Raw genomic sequence first — 22615 nt, 5'->3', positions numbered from 1 at the left:
TTGTCCAGCCAATCATTTCACGTTGCACACGATAGGGAAGTCATGTCAGTTACCAGCTCCGTTACCAGATCCAGGGCGCGCAGCGGCGCCGCCGCACTGTCCGCGTTATTACTGCTGGGCGCCGTCGGCGCTTGCGGCAAGACCGAAACGTCGGCCTCGCTGGTGGCAGATGCCCGCCAGTTCATCGACAAGGGCGACAGCAAGTCGGCTGTGATCCAGCTGAAAAATGCGCTGGTAAAAAACCCGTCGGATGCCGAGGCGCGCCTGACCCTGGGCCTGTTGTATCTCGACACCGGCGACGCCGTCTCGGCCGAGAAGGAGTTGCGCAAGGCCATCGAACTGGGCGCGCCCAAGGACAAGGCCGTGCCGGCCCTGGCCAAGGTCCTGATGATGCAGCAGCAATTCCAGAAGGTGCTTGACGAAACTGCCAGCGCGACCGCCGACGCCGACATGCTGGCCCTGCGCGCCGAAGCCAGCGCCGGCCTCGGCCACGCCGACGAAGCCACCGCCTTGTATGCCAAGGCCCTGGCCGCCAAGCCCGGCCATGTCGGCGCGCTGATCGGTTCGGCCCGCCAGGCCCTGGCGCGCAAGGACCTGGAACAAGCCAACCGCCTGGCCGACCAGGTGGTCGCCAGCAACCCGTCGGATGCGACCGCCTGGATGTTCAAGGGCGACCTGCTGCGCGCCCAGGCCAAGGGCAAGGAAGCGCTGGCCGCCTACGACCAGGTCATCAAGCTCAAGCCTGAGCACCGCTCGGCGCACCTGGAGCGCGCGTTCGTCGAGATCGCGGAAGGCAAGTTCGACGCCGCCAAGACCGACATCGACGCCGCCCGCAAGATCACCCCCAACGCGCTGATGGTGTCGTACGCCCAGGCCCTGCTCGACTTCACCCAGGGCAAGCACGCCGCCGCCAAGGACACGCTGCAAAAAATCCTGCGCGTCGCGCCCGAGCACATGCCGAGCGTGCTGATGGCCGGCGCGGTCGAGCATGCGCTCGGTTCGATGCCGCAGGCCGAACAGCACCTGCGCAAATACCTGGCCGCCATGCCCGAACACCGCTACGCGCGCAAGCTGATGGTCAGCACCCAGCTGAAAATGGGCCAGACCACCGAAGCGCTGGCCCAGTTGACGCCGATGCTCGATGGCGCCAAGGATGACGTGCAATTGCTGGCGCTGGCCGGCGAGGCTTACATGCAGGCGCGCGACTACGCCAAGGCCACCGCCTACTTCGAGCAGGCCAGCGCGCTCGCGCCGGACGCGGCCGGACTGCGCACTTCGCTGGCGCTGGGCAAGCTCGCCACCGGCGACGATGCGCGCGCGGTCAGCGAACTCGAACAGTCGACCAGGCTCGACGCCAAGTCGCCCAAGGCCGCGGTGCTGCTGGTGATGACCGAACTGCGCCTGAAGCGCTACGACAAGGCGCTGGCTGCGGCCAAGGCGCTCGAAGCGACCCAGCCCACGGACCCGATGGTGCACAACCTCAAGGGCGGCGTGTACCTGGGCATGAACGACGTGGTCAACGCCCGCGCCAGCTTCGACAAGGCGCTTTCGCTCAAGCCCGACTATTTCCCGGCCGCCGCCAACCTGGCCCAGCTGGCCATGCGCGAGAAAAAGCCCGATCTGGCCAAACAGCAACTGGTCGCTTTCCTGGAAAAGGACAAGAAGAATGTCGAAGCCTATTACGCCCTGACCAAGCTGGCCCTGGCGCAAGGCCGCCAGGACGAAGCGAACCAGTGGCTGGAAAAGGCCAGCAGCGAAAATCCCGACGCCATCGGCCCGGCGCGCACCCTCGGTGCGCATTACCTGTCGATCGGCCAGAAGGACAAGGCCCTGACCCTGGCGCGCAAGTTCCAGGTGGCCAATCCGAAAAACCTGGACCTGCTCGACCTGCTGGGCCAGGCGCAGCTGGCCAACGGCGACTTGCCGGGCGCGCTGGACACCTACGGCAAGCTGGTCGCCGTGGCGCCCAAATCGGCGATGGCGCATTTCCGCCTGGCGACGGTGCACGCACAGATGAAGAACCTGAACGCCACTGGCGAGGACTTGAAAAAGGCGCTGGCCTTGCAGCCCGACTTTGTCGATGCCCAGGTGGCCCAGGCCGAGCTGGCCGCCAACGCGGGCAAGCTCGACGACGCGCTGGCGATTGCGCGCCAGATCCAGAAACAGCGTCCGAAGGAAGCGCTCGGCTTCCAGCTGGAAGGCAACCTCAGCATGGCGCAGGGCAAGGCCGCGCCAGCGGCGGTGGCCTTCGAGAAAGCCTTCGCGCTCACGCCCTCGAGCGTCAACCTGATCAAGCTGCACGCGGCCCTGCGCCAGTCCGGCAAGGCCAAGGAAGCCGACGCGCGCCTGGCCAAGGCGGCGGCCGAGCATCCGAACGACGTGGCGCTGGCCTTGTACGTGGCCGAGAACGACCTGGCGGGCAAGCGCTACAAGGCCGCCATCGCCGGGCTCGAAGCGGTGCTCAAGCAAGCGCCGGAGAATGCCGCGGCGCTGAACAACCTGGCCTGGGCCTACCAGCAGGAAAAAGACCCGCGCGCGCTGAAGACTGCCGAGAAGGCCTTCGCGCTGGCCGGCAACAGTGCGGCGGTGACCGATACGCTGGGCTGGATGCTGGTCGAGCAGGGCGACCCCAAGCGCGGCCTGACCCTGCTGCAAAAGGCGGTGGCGCTGGCGCCGGAGGCGGCCGATATCCGCTTCCACCTGGCGGCCGGACTGGCAAAAACGGGTGACAAGGCTGGGGCCAAGCGGGAACTGGAGAAAGTCATGGCCAGTAAAAACTTTGCTCAGATGGATGAGGCAAAGGCGCTGGCCAAGGAGCTGTAGCCCAGATCGCCGGGGTAGGACTTCAACCCCTAAGCCTATCGCTTAAAAACCGTCATTCCCGGCGCGGGAATGACGGTTTTTGACGTTTACGGTGAATCAAGTGTCGCCAGGACGCCGACCAACCGAGGCGAACCTTACTCAGCTGTTGCATATTTGCGAAGAAAAATTTTAATTGTCGCCCTGCATCTTGCTGACAATGTTACGATAGTCCCTGTTAGCAATATGTTACTGAATTCGCAGTTTGGACAATATCTTCGGGATCATAGTCGATGGATCAGTTTCTCAATAATGTTGAAACAACTCGTTTCAATTTTCCCCCGCCCGATACCGGTAATCTCGGCAGCCATTGCGTTTTTGTGGAAGACAATTCTGATAACATCTCCGAGATGACGATCAACACACGAAGCTTCGGGATCCGCGTTGCCGACACCGAGGAAGGGCGTAACCGCGCCAGCATGCTCATCAATAAGATGTATGCCTGGCGCGGCTATGCCGGCACCCACCGGCTTGAAGACAATCCCAACCAGATCACCCTGTCGGCCTTCGACCAGGGCGACGTCATCGGCACCGTCACGCTCGGCGTCGACTCCCCGGTCGGCATCCTGGCCGACGAAGTGTTCAAGGATCACATCGACGAATTCCGCGCGCGCGGCGCCAAGGTGTGCGAAATCAGCAAGCTCGCCTTCGACCCCACGGTGCGCTCCAAATTCGCGCTCGGCTCGCTGTTTCACATCCTTTACATCTACGCGCACCATATTTACCAGTGCACGGATGCGTTTATCGAGATAAATCCGCGTCACCGGCGGTATTATGAGCAGATGCTCGGTTTTCGCACCCAAAGCGGGGTGCGCGTCAACCCGCGTGTCGATGCGCCCGCCCATTTGCTCTGGCTCAGCCTCGATTTCATGGGCTCCGAGATCGAACGCCTCGGCGGCGTGCACGAAGACGCGGTCACCGAGCGTTCGCTGTATCCCTATTTTTTCTCGCAGCGCGAGGAAGCCGGCATCGCCGAGCGCCTGCTGTCGATCGGTTGACCGCGCTGTTGGCGGTATAGCGGTCCGCAGCGGCGCCGGCGCGGCCCTTCTGCGCCGCTTCATTCATGCAATTGGCGGCAGGCGCGAGCGCGCCACCGCTGTGTAACAACAGGATCGTCATGTCAACGCAAGCGCACTCCCTGGCCGGCGCCGCCGCCCTCACCACCCTTCTTATGCTGGGTGCATTAGGCGGCTGCGGCAAGACCGAAACGGCGGCGACCCTGCTGGCCGACGCCCGCCAGTTCCAGCAGAAGGGCGACCATGTGGCGGCCCTGATCCAGCTCAAGAACGCGGTCGCCAGGAATCCGCTCGACGCCGAAGCGCGCCTGGCGCTGGGCGAAGCCTATAACAAGCTGGGCGACGCCGTCTCGGCCGAGAAAGAAGTGCGCAAGGCCATGGAACTGGGCATGGCGCCCGAACGCAGCTTGCCCGAACTGTTATTGGCGCAATTGTTCCAGGGACAGTTCCAGAAAGTCATCGACGCCACCGCCGACAGCGCCTACACGGCCAACGTCAAGGTCGTCAGCCAGCGCGGTACCGCTTTTTACCAGCTCGGCAAGCGCGCCGAAGCGGCCGACGCGTTCGAGCGCGCCCTGAAGATCGATCCAGGCTATCCGGTCGCCCTGATGGGCCTGGCGAACATCGCGCTGGCCAATGGCGACCAGGCCGGCGCGGCGCGCCACGTGGCGCAGGCGGTCGAGAAAAACCCCAGGGATGTCGAAAGCTGGCTGTTCAAGGGCGATTTCGAGCGCTCGCAGGGCAAGCCGGCCGAGGCGCTGGCCGCCTACGACAAGGTGCTCGCGCTCGATCCGGCCAGCGCCGGCGGCCACCTGCAAAAGGCCTATCTGTTCATCGCCGAACGGCGCTATGACGACGCGGCCGTGTCGCTGGCGGCCGCCAAAAAAAGCGCCCCCAGGAACCTGATGGTGACCTACGCCCAGGCGCTGCTCGACTTCACCCAGGGCAAGCACAAGGCCGCGCTCGATTCCTTGCAGCAAGTGCTGCGGGTGGCGCCCGAGCACATGCCCTCGGTGCTGCTGGCCGGCGCCGTGCACTTCACCCTCAAGTCCTTGCCGCAGGCCGAGCAAAACCTGAAGAAATACCACGAAGCCCATCCCGAGAGCGATTACGCGCGCAAGCTGCTGGCCTCGACCCGCATCGCCGCGGGCGACCCCAAGGGCGCCATCGCGGTGCTGGCGCCGCGACTGGCGGCCTCGCAGGATGCCCAGCTGCTGGCCATTGCCGGCAAGGCCTACACCGACAACCGCGAGTTCGCCAAGGCCACCGAGCTGCTCGAGCGCGCCAGCACGCTCGATCCGAAAAAGGCGCAGCTGCGCACCGCCTTGGGTTTGAGCAAGCTCGAGCAAGGCGAAGAAGCGCGCGCCCTGTCCGAACTGGAACTGGCCAGCACGCTCGACCAGACCACCAGCACCGCCGGCACCACCCTGGCCATGACGGCGCTGCGCCTGAACCAGTTCGACAAGGCCCTGGCGGCCCTGGTGCCGCTGGAAGCGCGCGCGCCGGGCGACCCGATGCTACTGAACCTGAAGGGTCTGGCGCTGCTGGGCAAGAAGGACCAGGCCGGCGCCCGCATCGCCTTCGAAAAAGCGCTCAGCCTGCATCCGGATTTTTTTCCCGCGCTCGACAACCTGGCGCGCCTCGACATGCAGGCCAAAAACCTGGACGCCACGCGCCAGCGCTACGACGGCTTCCTGGCCAAGTACCCCAACAGCGTCGAGGCGCTGACCGCGCTGGCGGCCATGGACGTGGCCCAGCGCCGCCTGGCGCAAGCCGGCGCCCTGCTCGAGCGCGCCAGCGCGGTCGACCCGGCCGCGCTCGGCCCGGCCATGGTGCTGGCCAATCACTACCTGCGCATGGGCGAGCCGACCCGCGCCCTGACCCTGGTGCGCAAGCTGCTGGTGGCCAATCCGGACAATCCCGCCGTGCTCGATCTGCTCGGCCAGTTACAAGCCGTCACCGGCGACCAGGGCAGCGCCATGGAAACCTTCACCAAGCTGAGCGTGGTGGCGCCGCAGTCGGCCGAGGCGCATTTCCGGCTGGGCGCGGCCCATATGGCGATCGGCAACCTGCCGTCGGCCAGCAGCTCGCTCAAGCGCGCGCTGGCCTTGCAACCCGATTATCTCGATGCCCAGCTGGCGCTGGCGGCGGCCCAGCTGAGCCAGAAACAGTACGGCGACGCCCTTGGCGTGGCGCGCGCCATGCAAAAGCAGCACCCCAGGCTGGCGGTCGGCTTCGTCTCCGAAGCCGATGTTTTATTGGTTCAGGGGAATGCCGCGGCGGCGATTCCCTTGTACGATAAAGCGTTTTTGCTAGGCAACAATGCGGAGCTGCTGATCAAGCTGTACCAGGCCTTGCGCATCGGCGGCAAGATCAAGGAGGCCGATGCTAAAGTGCAACAATGGCGCGCCGCCCATCCGGACGATGTCAAGGTGCCGGGTTACCTTGGAGAGCAGTATATTTCCAATAAAAAATATCAATTAGCAATTTCTGAATTTGAAGCCATACTGAAGAAGTCGCCTGCTCATCCGAGCGCGCTCAACAATCTGGCGGTGGCCTACGACCTGGTTGGCGATGCGCGCGCGCTGCCGACCGCCGAAGCGGCCCACAAGGCCTTGCCCGCCAACCCGGTGGTGATGGACACGCTGGGCTGGCTGCTGGTGCAGCAGGGCGAACTGGGGCGCGGCCTGCCCATGTTGCGCGAGGCCAGCGCCAGGCTGCCGGGCGCGCCCGAGATCCGCCTGCATCTGGCCAAGGGATTGATCAAGGCAAAGGACAACGCGGCGGCGCGCAAGGAACTTGAATTTTTGCTGGAGAAGCACAAGCAGTTTCCGCAACTGGAAGAAGCACGGGGTTTGCTCAAACAACTATAAAACGGTGGCCCGCGGCAACGCCGGGCGGGCCGGCGCGACAGGAGTTTTCACATGAATGCAGAGCACGACGCAGTGGAAGCGATGGGCAGGGAGCAAGCCCATCTTGAGTCATCCTACGTGGTCGGCGGCGAAGACGATGGCGCGGCGGAAGATGACAGCCTCCTGATCGGCAAGTTCACCGATAACGACCGCACCTTCGGGATCCGCCTGGCCGATACCGACGAAGGCCGTAATTCGGCCAGCCTGTTGATCAGTAAAATGTACGCCATGCGCGGCTACAACGTGGCCCGGATGGAAAAGGATCCGAACCGCATCACCCTCTCGGCCTCCGACAAGGGCAGCGTGATCGGCACCGTGACCCTGGGGCTCGATTCCGAGCGCGGCATCCTGGCCGACGAGATTTTCCGCGACCATGTCGACGCCTACCGCGCGCGCGGCGCCAGATTGTGCGAAATCACCAAGCTGGCGTTCGACCCGCAAGTCAAATCGAAGATGGCGCTGGCGGCCCTGTTCCACGTGCTGTTCATTTACGCGCGCTACATCCACGGCCGCACCGACGTGCTGATCGAAGTCAATCCGCGCCACCGGCGCTTTTACCAGACCATGCTCGACTTCCAGGACCAGGCCGAGCTGCGCCACAATACCCGGGTCGACGCCCCGGCCTACCTGATGTGGCTCAGCGTCGAGCACATGGCGCAGCAGATCGCGCGCCTGGGCGGCACCAGCGACCATCCCGGCACCGAACGCTCCCTGTATCCGTATTTTTTCTCGCAGCGCGAGGAAGAAGGTATCGCCAGGCGCCTGATCAACCTGGGTTAATTTTTCGGCGCCGCCGGCTGGGTATCGTAGCGCCCCGGCGCGATGATGCCGTCCGGGTCGAGCCGGGTCTTGAGCGAGTGGATCACGGCCCAGTAATGCGGATCGCGCCGCACGATGGCGGCCATCATGTCGGCGCGCGCGCGGTACACTTCCAGCCCCATTTCATGGATTTTGTCGAGCAGGCGGTCGGCGCAGTAGTGGGCGCGCTTGACGCCGTCCAGGTTGCTGCGGTCGAACAGCAGGTTGATCACCGCCACCAGCGAAGTCGGGGTTTCGATATTGATGGTGATGTACAGGGTGTCGTGATAATAGCGCGCCGCCGTCTTCTTCATTTCAGTGATGAAGCGGTCGACAAACGCCCCGTCCAGCGGCAGCGCCGGATTAATGAACAGCAAGCCGCAATTCGACTGGTCGAGCTGGGCCGCGCCCAGGTCGGCGCGGCCGAATTTCCACAATAAATTATCGATCGCGGCATCGGTCGGCACCCCCAGCGCCAGGGTGTGCAGCGGGCGGATGGCCGAGATCGCGGCGGCATTCGCGCGCGCCGCCGGAATGAAGCGCAGCCGGTGCGCCACCGCGTAGGCGGTGTCGAGCAGCTGGTGCGTGATCGGGCGCACCCGCGCCAGCCCCTTCATGCGGCGCCGGATTTCGACCAGGTTGGCCTTGACCTGGGCTTTTGTGCCGGTAATGGCGCCCAGGCTGGCCCACTCGCCCGGCGCGATCAGGTCCATCACGCTCTCGGCTTCGGCAAAGGCGCGCTCGGGCGTGTAATCGCACTGTTGTTCCAGATACTTGGTCACGCCATAGGCCAGGGTGGCATGGGTGCGCGCGCGGTTGGCGATGTGGGTGACCGACTCGATCAAGCCTTCGCGCTTGCAGTTGGCCAGCTCGTCGATAAAGGCTGGCAAGTCCTCTTCGCGCCGCAGCGACAGCGACAGCGCCACCTGCTTGGGGCGCTTGGGCACGAGCCGGAAACAGGCGCTGACGACGATCCCGAAATTACTCTGGAAAAAAAGTCCGTCGATCATCGGCCCCAGGCCGTAGGGATTGCTGGTGCCCAGCGGCGAGCGCTTCAGGCGGCGGAAACCGGTGCGCAGCAGCTTGCCGTTGCCGCACACCACGGCCAGCCCGAACAGGTCTTCCTTGCGCGGGCCAAAGTAGCCGACTCCGCGGTCGAGCGCATTGCCGATGATGCTGGTGGCCCGCGCCGAGCCGGTCACATTGAAGGTCAGGTTCGGATGGTGTTCTTCCAAAAAGTCGTACAGCATGCCTTGCGTCACGCCGGGGCCGATCACGGCCACCGGCAGCACCCGGCCGTTGGTCTTGTCGACCGTCATGCGGATCGTGTTCAGGGAGCCGAGGTCGACCAGCAGGCTGCCGGCGGCGGTGGGCGACTTGCCGCCGTAGCCGAAGTTCAGGCCGGTGGAGAACGGGTACAGCGGCGTGCCGTTCTTGCGCGCCGCGCGCACCAGCTTGATGACGGCGCGCACGCTGGGAGGACGCACCTGGCCACGCACATCGGTGGCGCGGCCGGTAATGTTATTGCTGGGATGCTCGCTCTGGGTGTAGGCCATTTATGCATTATCGCTTAAAAATGCCTGCAGAAAAGCAAACGACCCGAGCGCCGGGGCGGTCGGGTCGTTCGCTGAGAAACACCAGTGCGCGCAACGGCCGGGATCACCCGCTGCGCGCATGGATTCTTACTTGGCGGCCTTGCGGCGACGCGATGCTGCGCCCAGGGCCAGCAGGCCCAGGCCAACCAGGACCATGCTGCCTGGTTCAGGTACGGCACGCACTTCCGATGCGATCGAGTTCGATGCCTGGTTGATGGTCAGCTTGTAGGTGCGGCCGGTGGTCAGGGTCACCAGGTTCGACAGGACGGTACCCGACGTTTCCTTGATCGAATTTTGCGATGCATCGCTCGAAGCGACGCCATCGTTGATTTCGCTTGGCGACCAGTTCATGATCGTGGTCGAGACGTTGCCGATCACTTCCTGCAGCGACAGCGCCCAGCTGATCGTGCCCAGCGAGGAGCCGTTGACGCCGGCGGTGGCATTGACGAACGCAGCCACATAAGCTTCGAAGCCGAGTGCGAAGCGCGCTTGCAGGGTGCTGCTGGCGACAAACACGGTTTCCGAGGTGGCCGAGTTGGCGATGGTGGCGTTGGCGCTACCGGCGTTACCTGGTGTCATGACGGACGAATCGGCGCGGGTCAGGCCGTTGGCGCCAATGCCGATCGCGCTACCGGCGATGTACATGTCGCCCAGGGCGTAGTTGCCGCTCGGTGCAGCAATGTGTGCGGTGAAGTTGTTTTCCACGCCGCCTGGATAGTTACCAGCTGGCATAGCCGCGCAGGAAGGACCGGCGCAACGGTTTTTCACGTCGACGGTGCCGCCGATGGTGGTGCTGAAGATGTTGCCGCTGCCGGCGCCGGTGCCGTCGTTGCCGTTGAAGTTCGAGTTGGCGGTACCGGTGCGGTTTTCGGTTTTGATGGTGATGCCTTCGGCGGCCTTGTTGTTCGCATCAAGGATGATCAGACCGGTGATGGCCAGGTCAGCCATGCCCATGGTAGCGGCCGATGCCGGCACTGCGATGAACGCGGCCGAGACGGCGGCGGCTGCGAGGTATTTTGTAAGTTTCATAAGTAGTTCTCCCGGTTTTTGTTTGTTGATCCTGCGTTGCTCTCTATAAGCAGGAGTCGTGCCAGAAGAAGCACTTTGTTTTAAATCAAGTACTTAACACCATTTTCATGGTATGTGCATAAGGTGGTGTAAGGAAAACCGACAGAAAGGCCGCCGATTAATATTTACTAGGAGAAATAAACGCCTTGTGAAACAGATGTCTTGTTAATAATATCGGCGGCATGCGCAGCCAGTTGCCGCGGATATACAGCAAAAAGCGCGCGCCAGCGCTGAAGCGGTCGGCGCAGCTGCGGTGCCTGGGCAGCAGGGCGCGCAGGAACAAGGCGTCCATCAGCGCCAGCAGCGGCGCGCCGGGGCCGGCCGCGCGCACGGCGGCGTCGGTCGCGGCGGGCACCGCTGTGTGCAGCAGGCGCGCACAGTAGCGCAGCGCGTAGAACAGCGGCCGGCCCAGTTCCAGTTCGGCGGCGCGCGCGGCCAGCAAGTCCCAGAAGCCGGGTGTGGCGCCAAAGCGGGTCAGCAGGCGGTGCAGGTCGAGCAGGTCGCGCAGGCCATGGTCGAATTCGCCGTCGTAAAACAGGTGCACGGCGCTGTGCAGCACCATGTCGGCCGGGGCCAGCACCTGCAGCGGCGCGCAGCCCGCTTGCGCGGGCACACTGACGGCGGCGGCGCGCAGCTTGGCCGGGTCGGGCCGCAGGCGCGCTGTTTCCGGCAGGATCGCGTGGTGCACATCGATCACGCTGGCGCGGCGCGCATGCTTCATCGGCGGCAATTCGTGCATCCAGGTGCGGTAATAGCGCTGGTCGTAGGCATCCTGCGCCACCGTGGCCCAGCCGTGCAGCATCAGCGCCGCTTCCACCTCGGCCAGCCGTTCCTTGGGCACCAGGATGTCGATGTCGGAAAACAGGCGCCCGCGCCCGGCCGGCAACTGCGCCATGGCGTAGGCGCCGCCCTTGAGCAGCAGCAAGGGCACCCCGGTGGCGGCCAGCGCCGCGCCGATCTGCGCCACTTCGAAACGCACCGCGCGCGCGTGGCGTTCGGCGTGCACGCCGGCCCAGTCCAGGTGGCGGCGCGCGGCGGCCGGAATCGTGCCGGCCATGCCGTGTTCGTCCAGCAAGCCATGCAGGCTCGCTTCCACCCGCGCCGCCGCCCCCTGGCGCAGCAGCAGGTCCCAGTCGGCCAGGGTCAGGCTGGCGGCGCGGGTCGGGTCGCGCAGCAGTTGCACGAGCAGCGGCACGGCCCGGGTCACGCTTGACTCGCCAGTTGCTCGAACACGGCAATCGCCTCGTCCAGCGCGCTGTACGTCAAATCGATGCTGCGCGTGTTTTCCACCAGGGTGGCCAGGGTGGCAAAGCCGCGCGCGCCCAGCACGCTGTAGTTAAAGCCGTTCTCGGCCACGCGCATGAAGGCGCGCGCCGGCGCCACGTCGAGCACGGTGGTGGCTGCGCCAGCCGTGTATTTGGGAAACACGATCCAGCCCGGACGCGCCAGTTCGTTGGCGCGGGCGATGCTGGCGGCCGGCGCTTTCAGGTGCGCCACCGTGCCCTTGGTGGTGTCCGGCACCGGATTGCTGATGACGGCGTCCGGCTGGTAGCGCCGCATCACCTCGATCGAGGCATTTTTCAGGCTGATCGGGCGCGGTAGCGGCGCCAGCAAGCCGTCCGCCGGCCGCACCAGCGCCAGTTCGTCCGACAGCAGGCGCCAGCCGCGGCTGACCAGGGCCGCGCACAAGGTGCTTTTGCCCGAACCGGGCGGGGCCGGCAGGATGGCGGCGCGTCCGTTCTTTTCGACCACGGCCGCGTGCAGGATCAGGTGGTCGTGCGCGCGGCTCGACACGCACCAGTTCATGCCCCACTCGAACATCGGGAACGCTTGCGCGGCCGGCAGCGGCAGGAACGGCACCATGCCGTCGTAGACGAAGCGCGCCAGCGGCTTGTACCAGCGCCGCAGCGAGGGCGGCGGGGCGATATCGACGTGGAAGTCGGCAAAGTCATTGTTGTCCAGCACGGGATAGTCGGCGTACAGCAAATGCAGGCCATCGGCCACGCTGGCGAACGGGCTGTGGATGCGGGTGACGAAGGCGCCGGTCTGCAGGTCGATGCTGGCCTCGCGCAGGCGACGGCCCAGTTCGGCGCGGCCGAGCGCGCTGACAGTGCTCATGCGCGCTGTGCGATCAGGGAAATGACGGCAAGCTGCTCGAGCAGCGCTTGCAACTCGTCGTCGTCGGCGTCGTCGGCCGCCAGCGCCGCGCGCAGCGCCGCCAGATCGGCGGCGCCATCGCGCACGGCCAGCAGCAGCGCCAGCGCGTCGGCGTCGAGCAGGTGGGTGTCGCCACTGAGGTCGTTGAAGAGGACCGCTTCCTGTTCCCATTGGCGGTAGTGCAGGCGCTGGCCGGGAAGGACGTGCCAGGAAGGGGCGTGCGGCATGATCTCGGAAGGGCGGGCGCGCGCGGCGCCGCCGTGCAGGCTACTGATGGAAGGTGGTTTTCAGGTAAGCGACGATGTCGTCGCCATACCACTTGACGCCGGCCGTCGGCGAGTAATAGCCCACCTTGCCGCCGCCATTGAACTGGTATTCGTGCCAGATGGCGCGCAGTTGCGTTTCGGTCAGTACGGTCGAGCGCTTGCTCTGGATGTTCAGGTAGGCGGCGAGCACATGGCTGGCCACATTGTGGGGATCGAGGTCTTCGCTCTTGAACGGGCCCTTGCCGCCCTTGCCGCCGTTCTTGTTGCCGCTGGTCTTGAAGACCTCGGCCAGGGTCAGTTCGCCCAGCATGGCCTGGCTGGCGTTGACCGTGAAAACATCCTTGAATTTGCGCGTCGGCGCCGGGTTCGACGGCCAGCCGGACAGGTTGTTGGCGTAAAAGCCGGGCGAACTGCCGCCGCAGGTGAGCGGATTGTCGGGCCGGTGGCTCGATTGCAAGCCGTTCGACAGCGAGCCGGACGGCGAAGCGCAGACGGTGGCGGCCATGCCGGGCTGGCTGGCCAGGGTCATCAGGACGCCGGACGCGCCCAGGCCGGCGCGCGTAAAGCGGCGCCGCGCGTTGCCGGACGCCGACAAAGACGCTGGCGGCGCTGCTGGTTCGCCGCTGGCGCGGTCCGGTTGATGATTGATAGTCACGTCAGTTTCCTCGAATTGAACGGCAGCGTCGGGGATGCCCGACCAGCCGTGCCTTGATACAGAGTTAAAGCAATTTTTATTCCAATAGCGCGCCCCGGCGCTAAAACATGAGGCAGATCAAAGGCTTGTAGCACCGCTGTGTCGGCGGCGCCGGCACCAGGCGCCCGGTTCTGTAAAAAAACCCGACAGCCTATCTTTTGCGCAAGTATTCCACCATTTGGGCCGGCTGTCGACCGCCTTTAGAAGAAGCTTTCCGGAATCACCAGCACATCGCCCGGGCGCATGTAGATATTCGCCGAAATATCGCCCTGCTTGATCAGGTCGTTCAAGCGCACGGCCAGCTTTTCCGACTTGCCGTCGACCTTGCGGATAATGATGGCTTTATTGCCAGAGGCAAACTCGGTGACGCCACCGACCGCGATCAGCACATCCATCAGCGACATGTCGCGCCGGTAAGCGAGCGCTTGCGGACGGGCGGCCTGGCCGATCACGCGGATCTGTTCGCTGTAATTGCCGACGAAGCTGGTCACGATGACGGTCACCACCGGTTGCTGGATGTATTTTTCCAGCGCTTTTTCGATGTCGCGCGCCAGGGTGGTCGAGGTCTTGCCGCTCGCCTGCAAGTCTTCCACCAGCGGCGTGGTGATCTTGCCGTCCGGACGCACCGGCACCGTGGTCGACACTTCCGGATTGCGCCACACCACGATATTGACGGTGTCGCCCGGGCCGATCAGGTATTCATGGGCGCTGGCCGGCGCCGGGTCCGGCACCACGGTCGACACCGGGGAAGCGCAGCCGCCCAGCAGCAGGGCGGACAGGGCCAGTGCGCTGCCGCCCAGCCATTTCATCGTGTAGTTGAACGTGTTCACCAGGATTTTCCTTTATGCGGACGAGGGTTACTATAATGCGAAATTACTATAATGCAATTTTAATTACAAGAGTTTCTATTTTAGCATGAAGTTTTTCAAGCGAAAGGCTGGACGTGGTTTTCCTGCCTCACGGTGTTGTTTGCGCCGCTGTCTGTTGCAGTAGCGCACGTACATGCGTCACCGGAATCGCGTAGCTGATGCCGCTCGGATTGGTGATCGCATTTTCCTTCAAACCCTTGACGAACACCATATTGAGCACCGCCAGCACCTGGCCGCTGTCGGGATCGTAAACCGGGCTGCCGCTGTTGCCCGGATACGCGGTGCCGTCAAGCTGGTAGATGGGCGAGGGCGCGCGCGCCAGTTGCGCAATCGCGCGCGCATCGAGCTTGCGCGCGCTGACCGAGGGCATCACCAGCGGCGTAATGGCCGACAGCATGGCGCGGTGGGTCACCGGATGCAGGCCCAGCACCATGCCCAGCGGAAAGCCGGTAAACGCCAGCGCCTGGCCTTCCTCGACCGCGCCGCCGTCGCCCAGGCGCAGGGCCGGCATGGGCGCGCCCGCCAGGCGCAGGTGGGCCAGGTCGTGCAGGCGGTCGAGTCCGGCCAGCTTGGCAGGGCGGAAATCGACCTTGTCGCCACGGGCGATGACGATGCCCAGCGTTTCATTGCGTTCGGTATCGAGCGTGTCGGGGATGCCGTGCGCGTTGGTGATCACGCTCAGGCCGTCGCCGGTGACAAAGCCGGTGGCCACGAACACGATCGCCGGGCTGCGCGTGGGCTGGTAAGTGCCGATCCCGACCACCGAGGGCTTGACCGAGGCGATCACCTGGCCGAAGGGGGCGGCCGCGGCGGACCCGGGAGCAAGCGACAGCGCTAGCCCTATGGCAACACCAGCGCGAAAAAGAAGGGAAGAAGTCATGCGCCGACAGTACCCGATTGGCGCGCCGGCAACAACTAGTTTCATTCACGCAAACTAGCCGGCGATGGTCGCTTCGCCACTGTTGTAATTTCGGCTTTCGGCCCACGCTTTTCCTCCAAATTTGCGAATCGATGTGCGAAACTCTTTGCGAGGGGCAACAGGATTAGCCGAATTGTCATTGAATACATGAGTGATGCCGTAAACAATTGTTGAACGTGTACTGTACGGGAGGAATTCAGTATCAATAGGCAACGAATTTCCTGTATCATATGATTATTAATCAATGCCTTAAAGCAATTTCTTGTCAAGCTTCCCAAGCTGGCGTAACAAATTGCTTTTTGTGCATCCGACAACACTTTGGCTGGCGCTGTGCGGCACCGGGCGGTCCGACCGCGTGGGTGCGCACAGTTGCCGGCCTGGGCCACGCTGCGGGAGTCGCTCCCCGGATGCCCTTTATGGCGAGATTGACGAGATGGCAGAACTGCAGGCCCTACTGACGAACTTCCTCAAGGCGATCTGGAAATATCGCTGGTATGCGGTCGTCATTTCCTGGATCGTGGCCATCGTGGGCTGGGCGGTGGTGTACCGCCTGCCGAATGAATACCAGGCCTCGGCGCGGGTGTACGTCGACACCCAGAGCATCCTGCAGCCGCTGCTGGCGGGCATGACCTCGGTGCCCAACGTGGACCAGCAGGTGGCCTTCATGCGGCGCACCCTGATCAGCCGTCCCAACGTCGAGCGCGTCATGCGCATGGTCGACCTCGACATCAAGGCTTCCACGCCCAAGGAAAACGAAAAGCTGGTGGACGACCTGATGGCGCAGATCAGCATCGGCGGCACCGAGCGCGACGACATCTATACCATCTCGTACAAGAACTCCAACCCCAAGCTGGGCAAGGACATCGTGCAGTCGCTGCTGACCATTTTTGTCGAAGGCAGCTTCGGCGGCAAGAAGCAGGATTCCGAAAAAGCGGTGCAGTTCATCGATGACCAGATCAAGAACTACGAAGAAAAACTGGTGCAGGCCGAAAACGCGCTCAAGGAATTCAAGATCAAGCACCTCGGCATGCTGCCGCGCGCCGGCGGCGACTTTACCGCCAACATGACCACGCTCGAAGATTCGCTCAACCAGGCGCGCCTGGAACTGACCGAAGCCGAGGAAGCGCGCAACGCCATCAAGCGCCAGATCGCCGGCGAAGAACCGGCTCCGCTCACGCCGCCGGAAGCGGCCACCGTGGCCAATCCCGAAATCGACGCGCGCATCGCGGCGCTCAACAAGAATCTGGACAGCCTGCGCATGCAGTACACCGATGCCCACCCCGACATCGTGGCGGCGCGCCGCCTGATCGGCCAGTTAGAGGCGCGCAAGCTCGAAGAAGCCAAGCGTAACAAGCGCAACAACGACCCGGGCGCCAACTACAGCCCGATGCTGCAGCAGATGAACGTGGCGCTGTCGGTGGAAGAAGCGCGCGTGGCCTCGCTCAAGGCGCGCGTGGGCGAATACACCACCCGCGTGGCGCGCCTGCGCTCGCAGAGCACCAACGCACCCGAAGTCGAGGCCCAGCTGGCCCAGCTCAACCGCGATTATCTGATCAACAAAGAAAACTACGAAAAACTGGTCGGCCGGCGCGAAGCGGCCAAGCTCTCGGGCGACTTGAGTTCGGCCACCGACATGCTGACCTTCCGCGTGATCGACCCGCCGACCGTGCCCTCGACCCCGTCGGGACCGAACCGCCACCGCCTGTTCTCGTTCGTGTTCGCCGCCGCGCTGGCGGCCGGCCTGGGCGTGGCCCTGTTGATGAGCCAATTGCGTCCGACCTTCATGAGCCAGGGCAGCCTGCGCGACGTGACCGGCATTCCTATCCTCGGCAGCATCAGCATGAACTGGACCAACGAGCAAAAGGTCATGCGCACCAAGCGCCTGTACGCCTTCAGCGCGGCCGTGATCGTGCTGTTCGGCGCCTATGGCGGCGTAATGGCGGCCCTATTTGTCCGACCGCTGCTCTGATGCGGCCTTCACTGGAGAGAACAGCGTGAGCATTATCGAAAAAGCGGCCAGCCGCATCGAACACAAAAAAGACGAGCAGGCCGCGCCAGCGGCCGCCGCGCGCGCGGCCGAGCATCCGCCAGCAGCGCCGGCACCACCGGCACCGCCAGCGGCGCCGTCGATGGAAGCACCGGCCGCAGCCCCCGTGCACGCCCCGCGCCGCACCGCCAACCAGGTCGAACTGGACCTGGAACGCATGCAGGCGCTCGGCCTGGTGACGGCGGCCGGCGGGCGCACCACCCTGGTCGAGGATTTCCGCATCATCAAGCGGCCCTTGCTCAAGCGCGCCTTCGGGCCGCGCGCGCCGGGCGAAAAACCGGGCAACCTGATCATGGTCACCAGCTCGCTGCCGGGAGAAGGCAAGACCTTTTGCTCGATCAACCTGGCCATGAGCATCGCCATGGAACTCGATCACACGGTGCTGCTGATCGACGCCGACGTGGCGCGTCCGTCGGTGCTGCGCACGCTCGGCCTGCCGGCCCACCGCGGCCTGATGGACATCCTGCTCGACGACAAACTCGACATGGCCGACGTCATGCTGCGCACCAATGTGAACACGCTCAGCATCCTGCCGGCCGGCAGCAACAACCCGCGCGCGACCGAACTGCTGGCCAGCCAGGCGATGAGCACTTTTGTCAACGAAATCGCCAACCGCTATCCCGACCGGATCGTCATTTTCGATTCGCCGCCGCTGCTGCTTACCAGCGAAGCGCATGTCCTGGCCAGCCACATGGGCCAGATCGCGCTGGTGGTCGAAGCCGAAGGCACCACCCAGCACGCGGTCAAGGAATCGCTGCGCCAGCTGGAAGGGTGCAGCAATGTGAACCTGATCTACAACAAGACGCGCGAATTCCCCGGCACCGAAACGTATGACTACCACTATGGCTAAGCGTGCGTCGCGGCGCCGCGCCGTGGTCGTGCCGGCGGCCCTGGCGGCCTTGCTGGCCGCGCCTGGCGCGCGCGCCGAGTGGCGCTTCACGCCCACCGTCGACCTGCGCGAAACTTACACCGATAACGTCGCCCTGAGCCGCGCGGAAGAGGCCAAGAGCCGCTTCGTGACCGAACTGACGCCGGGCTTCACGCTGCTCAACCGCGGCCCGCGCTTAAAAGCTTCGGCCAACTACCAGCTGCACTACTACGCTTTTGACGACGACGGCGTGGAAGGGGTGCGCCACGCGCAGTCGCAACTGCGCACCGACGTGCGCGCCACCGTGATCGACGACCTGCTGTTCCTGGACGCCGACGGCGCCATCGGCCAGCAGCCGGTATCGGCCTTCGGCCCGCAAGTGAACGGCAACGGCTATGCGAGCGCCAACCGCGCCAACGTCAAGACCTGGAGGGTCAGCCCCTACCTGCTGCACCGCTTCGGCAACAGCGCCACCGCCGCCGTGCGCTATACCCACGACGCGGTTGACGCCGGCCGCACCGGTTTTGGCGACAGCAGCGGCGACCTGCTGGTCATGAACCTGAACAGCGGGCGCACCTTCCGCCGCCTGGGCTGGGGCCTGCAATACAGCCACCAGCGCGTGGACGACAGCATCGCGCCCGAATCGAGCGTGAAGATGGTCAGCGCGAACACGCGCTACCGCCTCGGCGCCGACGTCAACCTGACCGCCAGCGCCGGCTACGACGAATACGATTACCAGTCCGATGGCGCGCCCACCAAAGGGCGCTTCTGGCAGGGCGGCATCGAATGGACCCCGAGCCCGCGCACCAGTCTCGTGGCCGGCGCCGGCAAGCGCTATTACGGCAATACCTACAACCTGCAGGCGCTGCACCGCAGCCGCCGTTCGGTGTGGAGCATCAACTACAGCGATTCGGTCACCACCACCCGCTCGCAACTGCTGTTGCCGGCCACCATCGACACGGCCTCCATGCTCGACCGCCTGTTCATTGCGCAGATTCCCGATGCGGCGGCGCGCGCCCAGGCGGTCGACGCCTACATCCGCGCCACCGGCCTGCCAGCCTCGCTGGCCGACAGCATCAACTACTTCAGCAACCGCTTTATTTTGCAGAAGCAGCTGCAAGCGTCGGTCGCCTTCAACACGGCGCGCACCACCCTGATCGTGAGCGCCTTCGACAGCCGGCGCGAAGGCCTGTCGCTGATCCAGACCGACAGCCTGCTCACCGGTCCCGCCAGCGCGCGCCTGAACGACGACACCACCCAGCGTGGCGGCAGCGCCATGTGGAACATGCGCCTGACCTCGCGCAGCGCGATCAACGCCTCGTGGATCAGCTCACGCCAGGAGTCGAACGGCACCGGCATCGCCAGTAAGAATACAGCCTTGCGACTGGCCGTGACGCGCCAGTTTTCGCCCAAAGTGCGGGGCGCCCTGGAGGCGCGCCGCGTGTCCGGTACCACGGCCGACCAGGCCGCGTCGTACCGCGAGAACGCCTTAACGGCCTCTCTGTCCTTGCAGTTCTAGCCGAATCGAGTCAGCGATGTATGAAACCTATTATGGGCTGAGCGACAAGCCCTTCCGGCTGCGGCCGGACCCGCATTTTTTCTTTGCCAGCAAAGGCCACAAGCGCGCCATGGCGTACCTCGAGTACGGCCTGTCGCACGGCGAAGGCTTTATCGTCATCACCGGTGAAGTCGGCGCCGGCAAGACCACGCTGGTGCGCAACCTGTTCAAGCAGATGCCGTCCGAGCAGATCGTAGCGGCCCACATCGTCAACACCCATCTCGATGCCGACGACACCCTGCGCACCGTGGTGGCCGCCTTCGGCCTGCCGTACGAAAACGCCAGCAAGACCGCGCTGCTTGAACGCCTCGAACAGTTCCTGCGCGCCTGCGACGACGAAGGCAAGCGTGCCTTGCTGGTGGTCGACGAAGCGCAGAACCTGACCCCGCGCGCGGTCGAGGAACTGCGCATGCTGTCGAACTTCCAGACCGACGACAAATCGCTGCTGCAAACCTTCTTGCTGGGCCAGCCGGAGTTCCGCACCACCCTGCACAGCGCCGGCATGCAGCAGCTGCGCCAGCGCATCACGGCCAGCTATCATCTCGGCCCGATGGACGGCCCGGAAACCCAGGCCTATGTAGAGCACCGCCTGCATACGGTCGGCTGGAACGACGACCCCTCGTTTTCGGCCGGCGCGCACGCCGCCATCTACGACTACAGCGGCGGCATTCCAAGGAAGACCAACGCCCTGTGCGACCGCCTGCTGCTGATGGGCTACCTGGAAGAGATGCACGCCTTTACCGAAGCCGATGTCAACGAAGTGGTGCGCGACATCCGCCAGGAATACGAACTGCCGCCGGAAGTGGTGCGCGAACAGGCCGCCGCCGCCCTGCGGGGAGTGGACTCGATCGGCACGCTGGACAATCCCGGCTACCTGGACGAACGCATCCTGAAGATGGAAAAGTCGATGGCCTCGGTGCTGTCGATCCTCAAGAAAGTCGTCAGTACCCTGCCGGCGCTGTCGCACCCGGCGCCTGACCATCACTCATCGGATCACGAATGAACGACCGCCTGCATCCCGCCGCCATGCCGCGCGCGCTCGGCCAACCGATCCGCAATGCGATGACGATCGACGTCGAAGACTACTTCCAGGTGTCGGCCTTCGCGCCCATCATCGCGCGCGAGTCCTGGCCCTCGCGCGAGTGCCGGGTCGAGGCGAACATCGAACGCATCCTCGCCATCCTGGAGAGCGGCGGCGTGCACGCCACCTTCTTTACCCTGGGCTGGATCGCCGAACGCTATCCGGACATGGTGCGCCGCATCGTCGCCGGCGGCCACGAACTGGCCAGCCACGGCTACGGCCACCTGCGCGCATCGGACCAGACCCGCGCCGAATTCGCCGACGACATCAAGCGCAGCAAGGCCCTGCTGGAAGACATCGGCGGCCAGGCCGTGCTGGGCTACCGCGCCCCGAGTTTTTCGATCGGTACCAGCAACCTGTGGGCGCTCGACGTGCTGCACGAAGCCGGCTACCGCTACAGCTCGAGCATCTACCCGATCGCCCACGACCACTACGGCATGCCCGACGCGCCGCGCTTCGCGTTTTATCCGAACGGGCCCGATGGCTTGCTGGAAGTGCCGATCACCACCGCCATGCTGGGCCAGCGCAAGCTGCCGGCCGGCGGCGGCGGTTACTTTCGCCTGTTGCCTTACAGCCTGTCGCGCTGGATGATGCGGCGCGTGAACAGCGACGACGGCCAGCCGGCCATCTTTTACTTCCACCCGTGGGAACTCGATCCCGGCCAGCCGCGTCCCGAAGGCGCCAGCCTGAAAACCCGTTTCCGCCATTACGTCAACCTGCAACGCATGGAAGGGCGCATCAAGCTGCTCACCCGCGATTTTGCCTGGGACCGCATGGACCGCATCTTTTTAGGGACCAAATGAGTTTGACTACCGACCTTGTGCAGGACCGCCCGGCCACGGCTGGTGGCGGCGCTGGCGGCGCCGCCACCGTGCATCTGCTGCGCGCCGGCGACGCGGCCGACATGGCGAAGTGGGACGCGTTTGTCGCCGCCTGCCCGGAAGCGACCTTCTTCCACCGCGCCGGCTGGCAAACCATCATCGACCGCGTGTACGGCCACAAGACCTGGTTCTATTACGTCGAACAGGATGGCCGGATCATCGGCGTGCTGCCGCTGGCCGAAATCAAGAGCCGCCTGTTCGGCCATTCGCTCGGATCGCTCCCGTTCTGCGTGCTGGGCGGCGTGGCCGCCACCAGTGATGTGGCCCGTCCGCTGCTCGATGCCGCCGCCGACAAGCTGGCCGCGTCGCTCAAGGTCGGCCACCTGGAATACCGTAACCTGCTGCCGGCGCACGCGGGCGATCCGGCCTGGCACCAGAAGGAGCTGTACGTCACCTTCCGCAAGGCGATTACGGCCGACGACGACGAGAACATGAACGCCATCCCGCGCAAGCAGCGCGCCATGGTGCGCAAGGGGATCAAGTGCGGCCTCACCGCCGAAATCGACCAGGGCGTGGACCGCTTCTTCATCGCCTACGCCACCAGCGTGCACCGCCTGGGCACCCCGGTGTTCCCGAAAAAGTACTTCGCGGTGATCAAGGAGGTTTTTGGGGAGGAATGCGAAATCCGCATCATCGTCAAGGATGGCGCGATCGTGGCCGGGGTGCTGAGCTTTTACTTCCGCGACGAAGTGCTGCCGTACTACGGCGGCGGCATGCCGGCCGCGCGCGAATTCGCCGGCAATGACTTCATGTACTGGAACCTGATGCAGGCCGCCGCCGCGCGCGGCGCCCGCATCTTCGATTTCGGCCGCAGTAAACTCGGTACCGGCGCCTTCGACTTCAAGAAGAACTGGGGTTTTTCGCCGACGCCGCTGGCCTACGAATACCGCCTGTACGCGTCGACCGAACTGCCCGACAACAACCCGCTCAATCCCAAGTACCAGCTGTTCATCAAGCTGTGGAAAAAAATGCCGCTGGCGCTGGCCAATGTCCTCGGTCCGCACATCGTCAAGAGCCTGGGCTGAGC

Annotated in this window: 18 protein-coding genes; 10 read left to right on the top strand and 8 right to left on the bottom strand. The window is 64.6% G+C overall.

Annotated elements, in window-relative coordinates; all coding sequences use genetic code 11:
- The first annotated feature begins 42 nt into the window (after positions 1–42).
- The 4 genes from prsT (F1609_RS26215) (at position 43) to F1609_RS26200 (ending at position 7567) form a co-directional block, all read left to right on the top strand.
- A complete protein-coding gene (gene prsT, locus F1609_RS26215) occupies positions 43–2823 on the top strand; it encodes an XrtA/PEP-CTERM system TPR-repeat protein PrsT (protein ID WP_167079586.1) in 2781 nt (926 codons plus the stop codon).
- Positions 2824–3179: 356 nt separating this feature from the next.
- Complete coding sequence (locus tag F1609_RS26210; protein WP_243493384.1) at positions 3180–3857, top strand: N-acyl amino acid synthase FeeM domain-containing protein; 678 nt, start codon at positions 3180–3182, stop codon at positions 3855–3857.
- 119 nt (positions 3858–3976) lie between these two features.
- Positions 3977–6748, top strand: coding sequence for an XrtA/PEP-CTERM system TPR-repeat protein PrsT (prsT, locus tag F1609_RS26205; RefSeq protein ID WP_167079585.1), 2772 nt, complete (start codon positions 3977–3979; stop codon positions 6746–6748).
- Between the two features lie 51 nt (positions 6749–6799).
- A complete protein-coding gene (locus tag F1609_RS26200) occupies positions 6800–7567 on the top strand; it encodes an N-acyl amino acid synthase FeeM domain-containing protein (protein ID WP_229422075.1) in 768 nt (255 codons plus the stop codon).
- Here F1609_RS26200 and F1609_RS26195 read toward each other — a convergent pair.
- The 8 genes from F1609_RS26195 to F1609_RS26160 all read right to left on the bottom strand — a co-directional run bounded on the left by F1609_RS26195 (position 7564) and on the right by F1609_RS26160 (position 15114).
- Entirely contained in the window at positions 7564–9141 is a 1578-nt protein-coding gene (locus F1609_RS26195) for an FAD-binding oxidoreductase (protein ID WP_167079584.1), read from the bottom strand. The two genes, F1609_RS26200 and F1609_RS26195, sit on opposite strands and share 4 nt — an antisense overlap.
- A gap of 126 nt (positions 9142–9267) precedes the next feature.
- Positions 9268–10209, bottom strand: a complete 942-nt coding sequence (locus F1609_RS26190) for an EDSAP-1 family PEP-CTERM protein (RefSeq protein WP_167079583.1) — start codon at positions 10207–10209, stop codon at positions 9268–9270.
- 157 nt (positions 10210–10366) lie between these two features.
- Entirely contained in the window at positions 10367–11455 is a 1089-nt protein-coding gene (locus F1609_RS26185; protein ID WP_196785496.1) for a nucleotidyltransferase domain-containing protein, read from the bottom strand.
- Positions 11452–12366, bottom strand: a complete 915-nt coding sequence (locus F1609_RS26180) for an HprK-related kinase A (protein WP_167079582.1) — start codon at positions 12364–12366, stop codon at positions 11452–11454. The genes F1609_RS26185 and F1609_RS26180 overlap by 4 nt, the downstream gene beginning before the upstream one ends.
- Positions 12363–12632 carry an HPr-rel-A system PqqD family peptide chaperone gene (locus tag F1609_RS26175; RefSeq protein ID WP_167079581.1) on the bottom strand — a complete coding sequence of 90 codons (270 nt, stop codon included), beginning with the start codon at positions 12630–12632 and terminating at the stop codon, positions 12363–12365. Before F1609_RS26175 ends, F1609_RS26180 begins: the two co-directional genes overlap by 4 nt.
- 40 nt (positions 12633–12672) lie before the next feature.
- Positions 12673–13326: a hypothetical protein gene (locus F1609_RS26170; protein WP_167079580.1), complete on the bottom strand. Its 654-nt coding sequence runs from the start codon at positions 13324–13326 to the stop codon at positions 12673–12675.
- A 239-nt stretch (positions 13327–13565) separates the two neighbouring features.
- A complete protein-coding gene (locus F1609_RS26165; RefSeq protein ID WP_167079601.1) occupies positions 13566–14174 on the bottom strand; it encodes an XrtA/PEP-CTERM system exopolysaccharide export protein in 609 nt (202 codons plus the stop codon).
- 148 nt (positions 14175–14322) lie between these two features.
- A complete protein-coding gene (locus F1609_RS26160; RefSeq protein WP_167079579.1) occupies positions 14323–15114 on the bottom strand; it encodes a S1 family peptidase in 792 nt (263 codons plus the stop codon).
- A gap of 472 nt (positions 15115–15586) precedes the next feature.
- Here F1609_RS26160 and F1609_RS26155 point away from each other — a divergent pair, with 472 nt between their 5' ends.
- The 6 genes from F1609_RS26155 to F1609_RS26130 are packed head-to-tail and all read left to right on the top strand — an operon-like array spanning position 15587 to position 22613.
- On the top strand, positions 15587–17122 hold the full coding sequence (locus tag F1609_RS26155; RefSeq protein ID WP_167079578.1) for an XrtA system polysaccharide chain length determinant: 1536 nt from the start codon (positions 15587–15589) through the stop codon (positions 17120–17122).
- Positions 17123–17147: 25 nt separating this feature from the next.
- On the top strand, positions 17148–18050 hold the full coding sequence (locus tag F1609_RS26150) for an XrtA-associated tyrosine autokinase (RefSeq protein WP_167079577.1): 903 nt from the start codon (positions 17148–17150) through the stop codon (positions 18048–18050).
- On the top strand, positions 18043–19587 hold the full coding sequence (locus tag F1609_RS26145; RefSeq protein WP_167079576.1) for a TIGR03016 family PEP-CTERM system-associated outer membrane protein: 1545 nt from the start codon (positions 18043–18045) through the stop codon (positions 19585–19587). Before F1609_RS26150 ends, F1609_RS26145 begins: the two co-directional genes overlap by 8 nt.
- A gap of 16 nt (positions 19588–19603) precedes the next feature.
- Positions 19604–20629, top strand: a complete 1026-nt coding sequence (locus F1609_RS26140; RefSeq protein WP_167079575.1) for an XrtA/PEP-CTERM system-associated ATPase — start codon at positions 19604–19606, stop codon at positions 20627–20629.
- Positions 20626–21510, top strand: a complete 885-nt coding sequence (locus F1609_RS26135) for an XrtA system polysaccharide deacetylase (protein ID WP_229422074.1) — start codon at positions 20626–20628, stop codon at positions 21508–21510. Before F1609_RS26140 ends, F1609_RS26135 begins: the two co-directional genes overlap by 4 nt.
- Positions 21507–22613: a FemAB family XrtA/PEP-CTERM system-associated protein gene (locus tag F1609_RS26130; RefSeq protein ID WP_167079574.1), complete on the top strand. Its 1107-nt coding sequence runs from the start codon at positions 21507–21509 to the stop codon at positions 22611–22613. The genes F1609_RS26135 and F1609_RS26130 overlap by 4 nt, the downstream gene beginning before the upstream one ends.
- Positions 22614–22615: the final 2 nt, after the last annotated feature.

Origin of the sequence: Massilia aquatica (assembly GCF_011682045.1) — a bacterium.
Lineage (GTDB): Bacteria > Pseudomonadota > Gammaproteobacteria > Burkholderiales > Burkholderiaceae_D > Telluria_A > Telluria_A aquatica.
The sequence above is the reverse complement of the archived record's forward strand: the minus strand, read 5'-3'. Positions and strand labels throughout refer to the sequence as shown.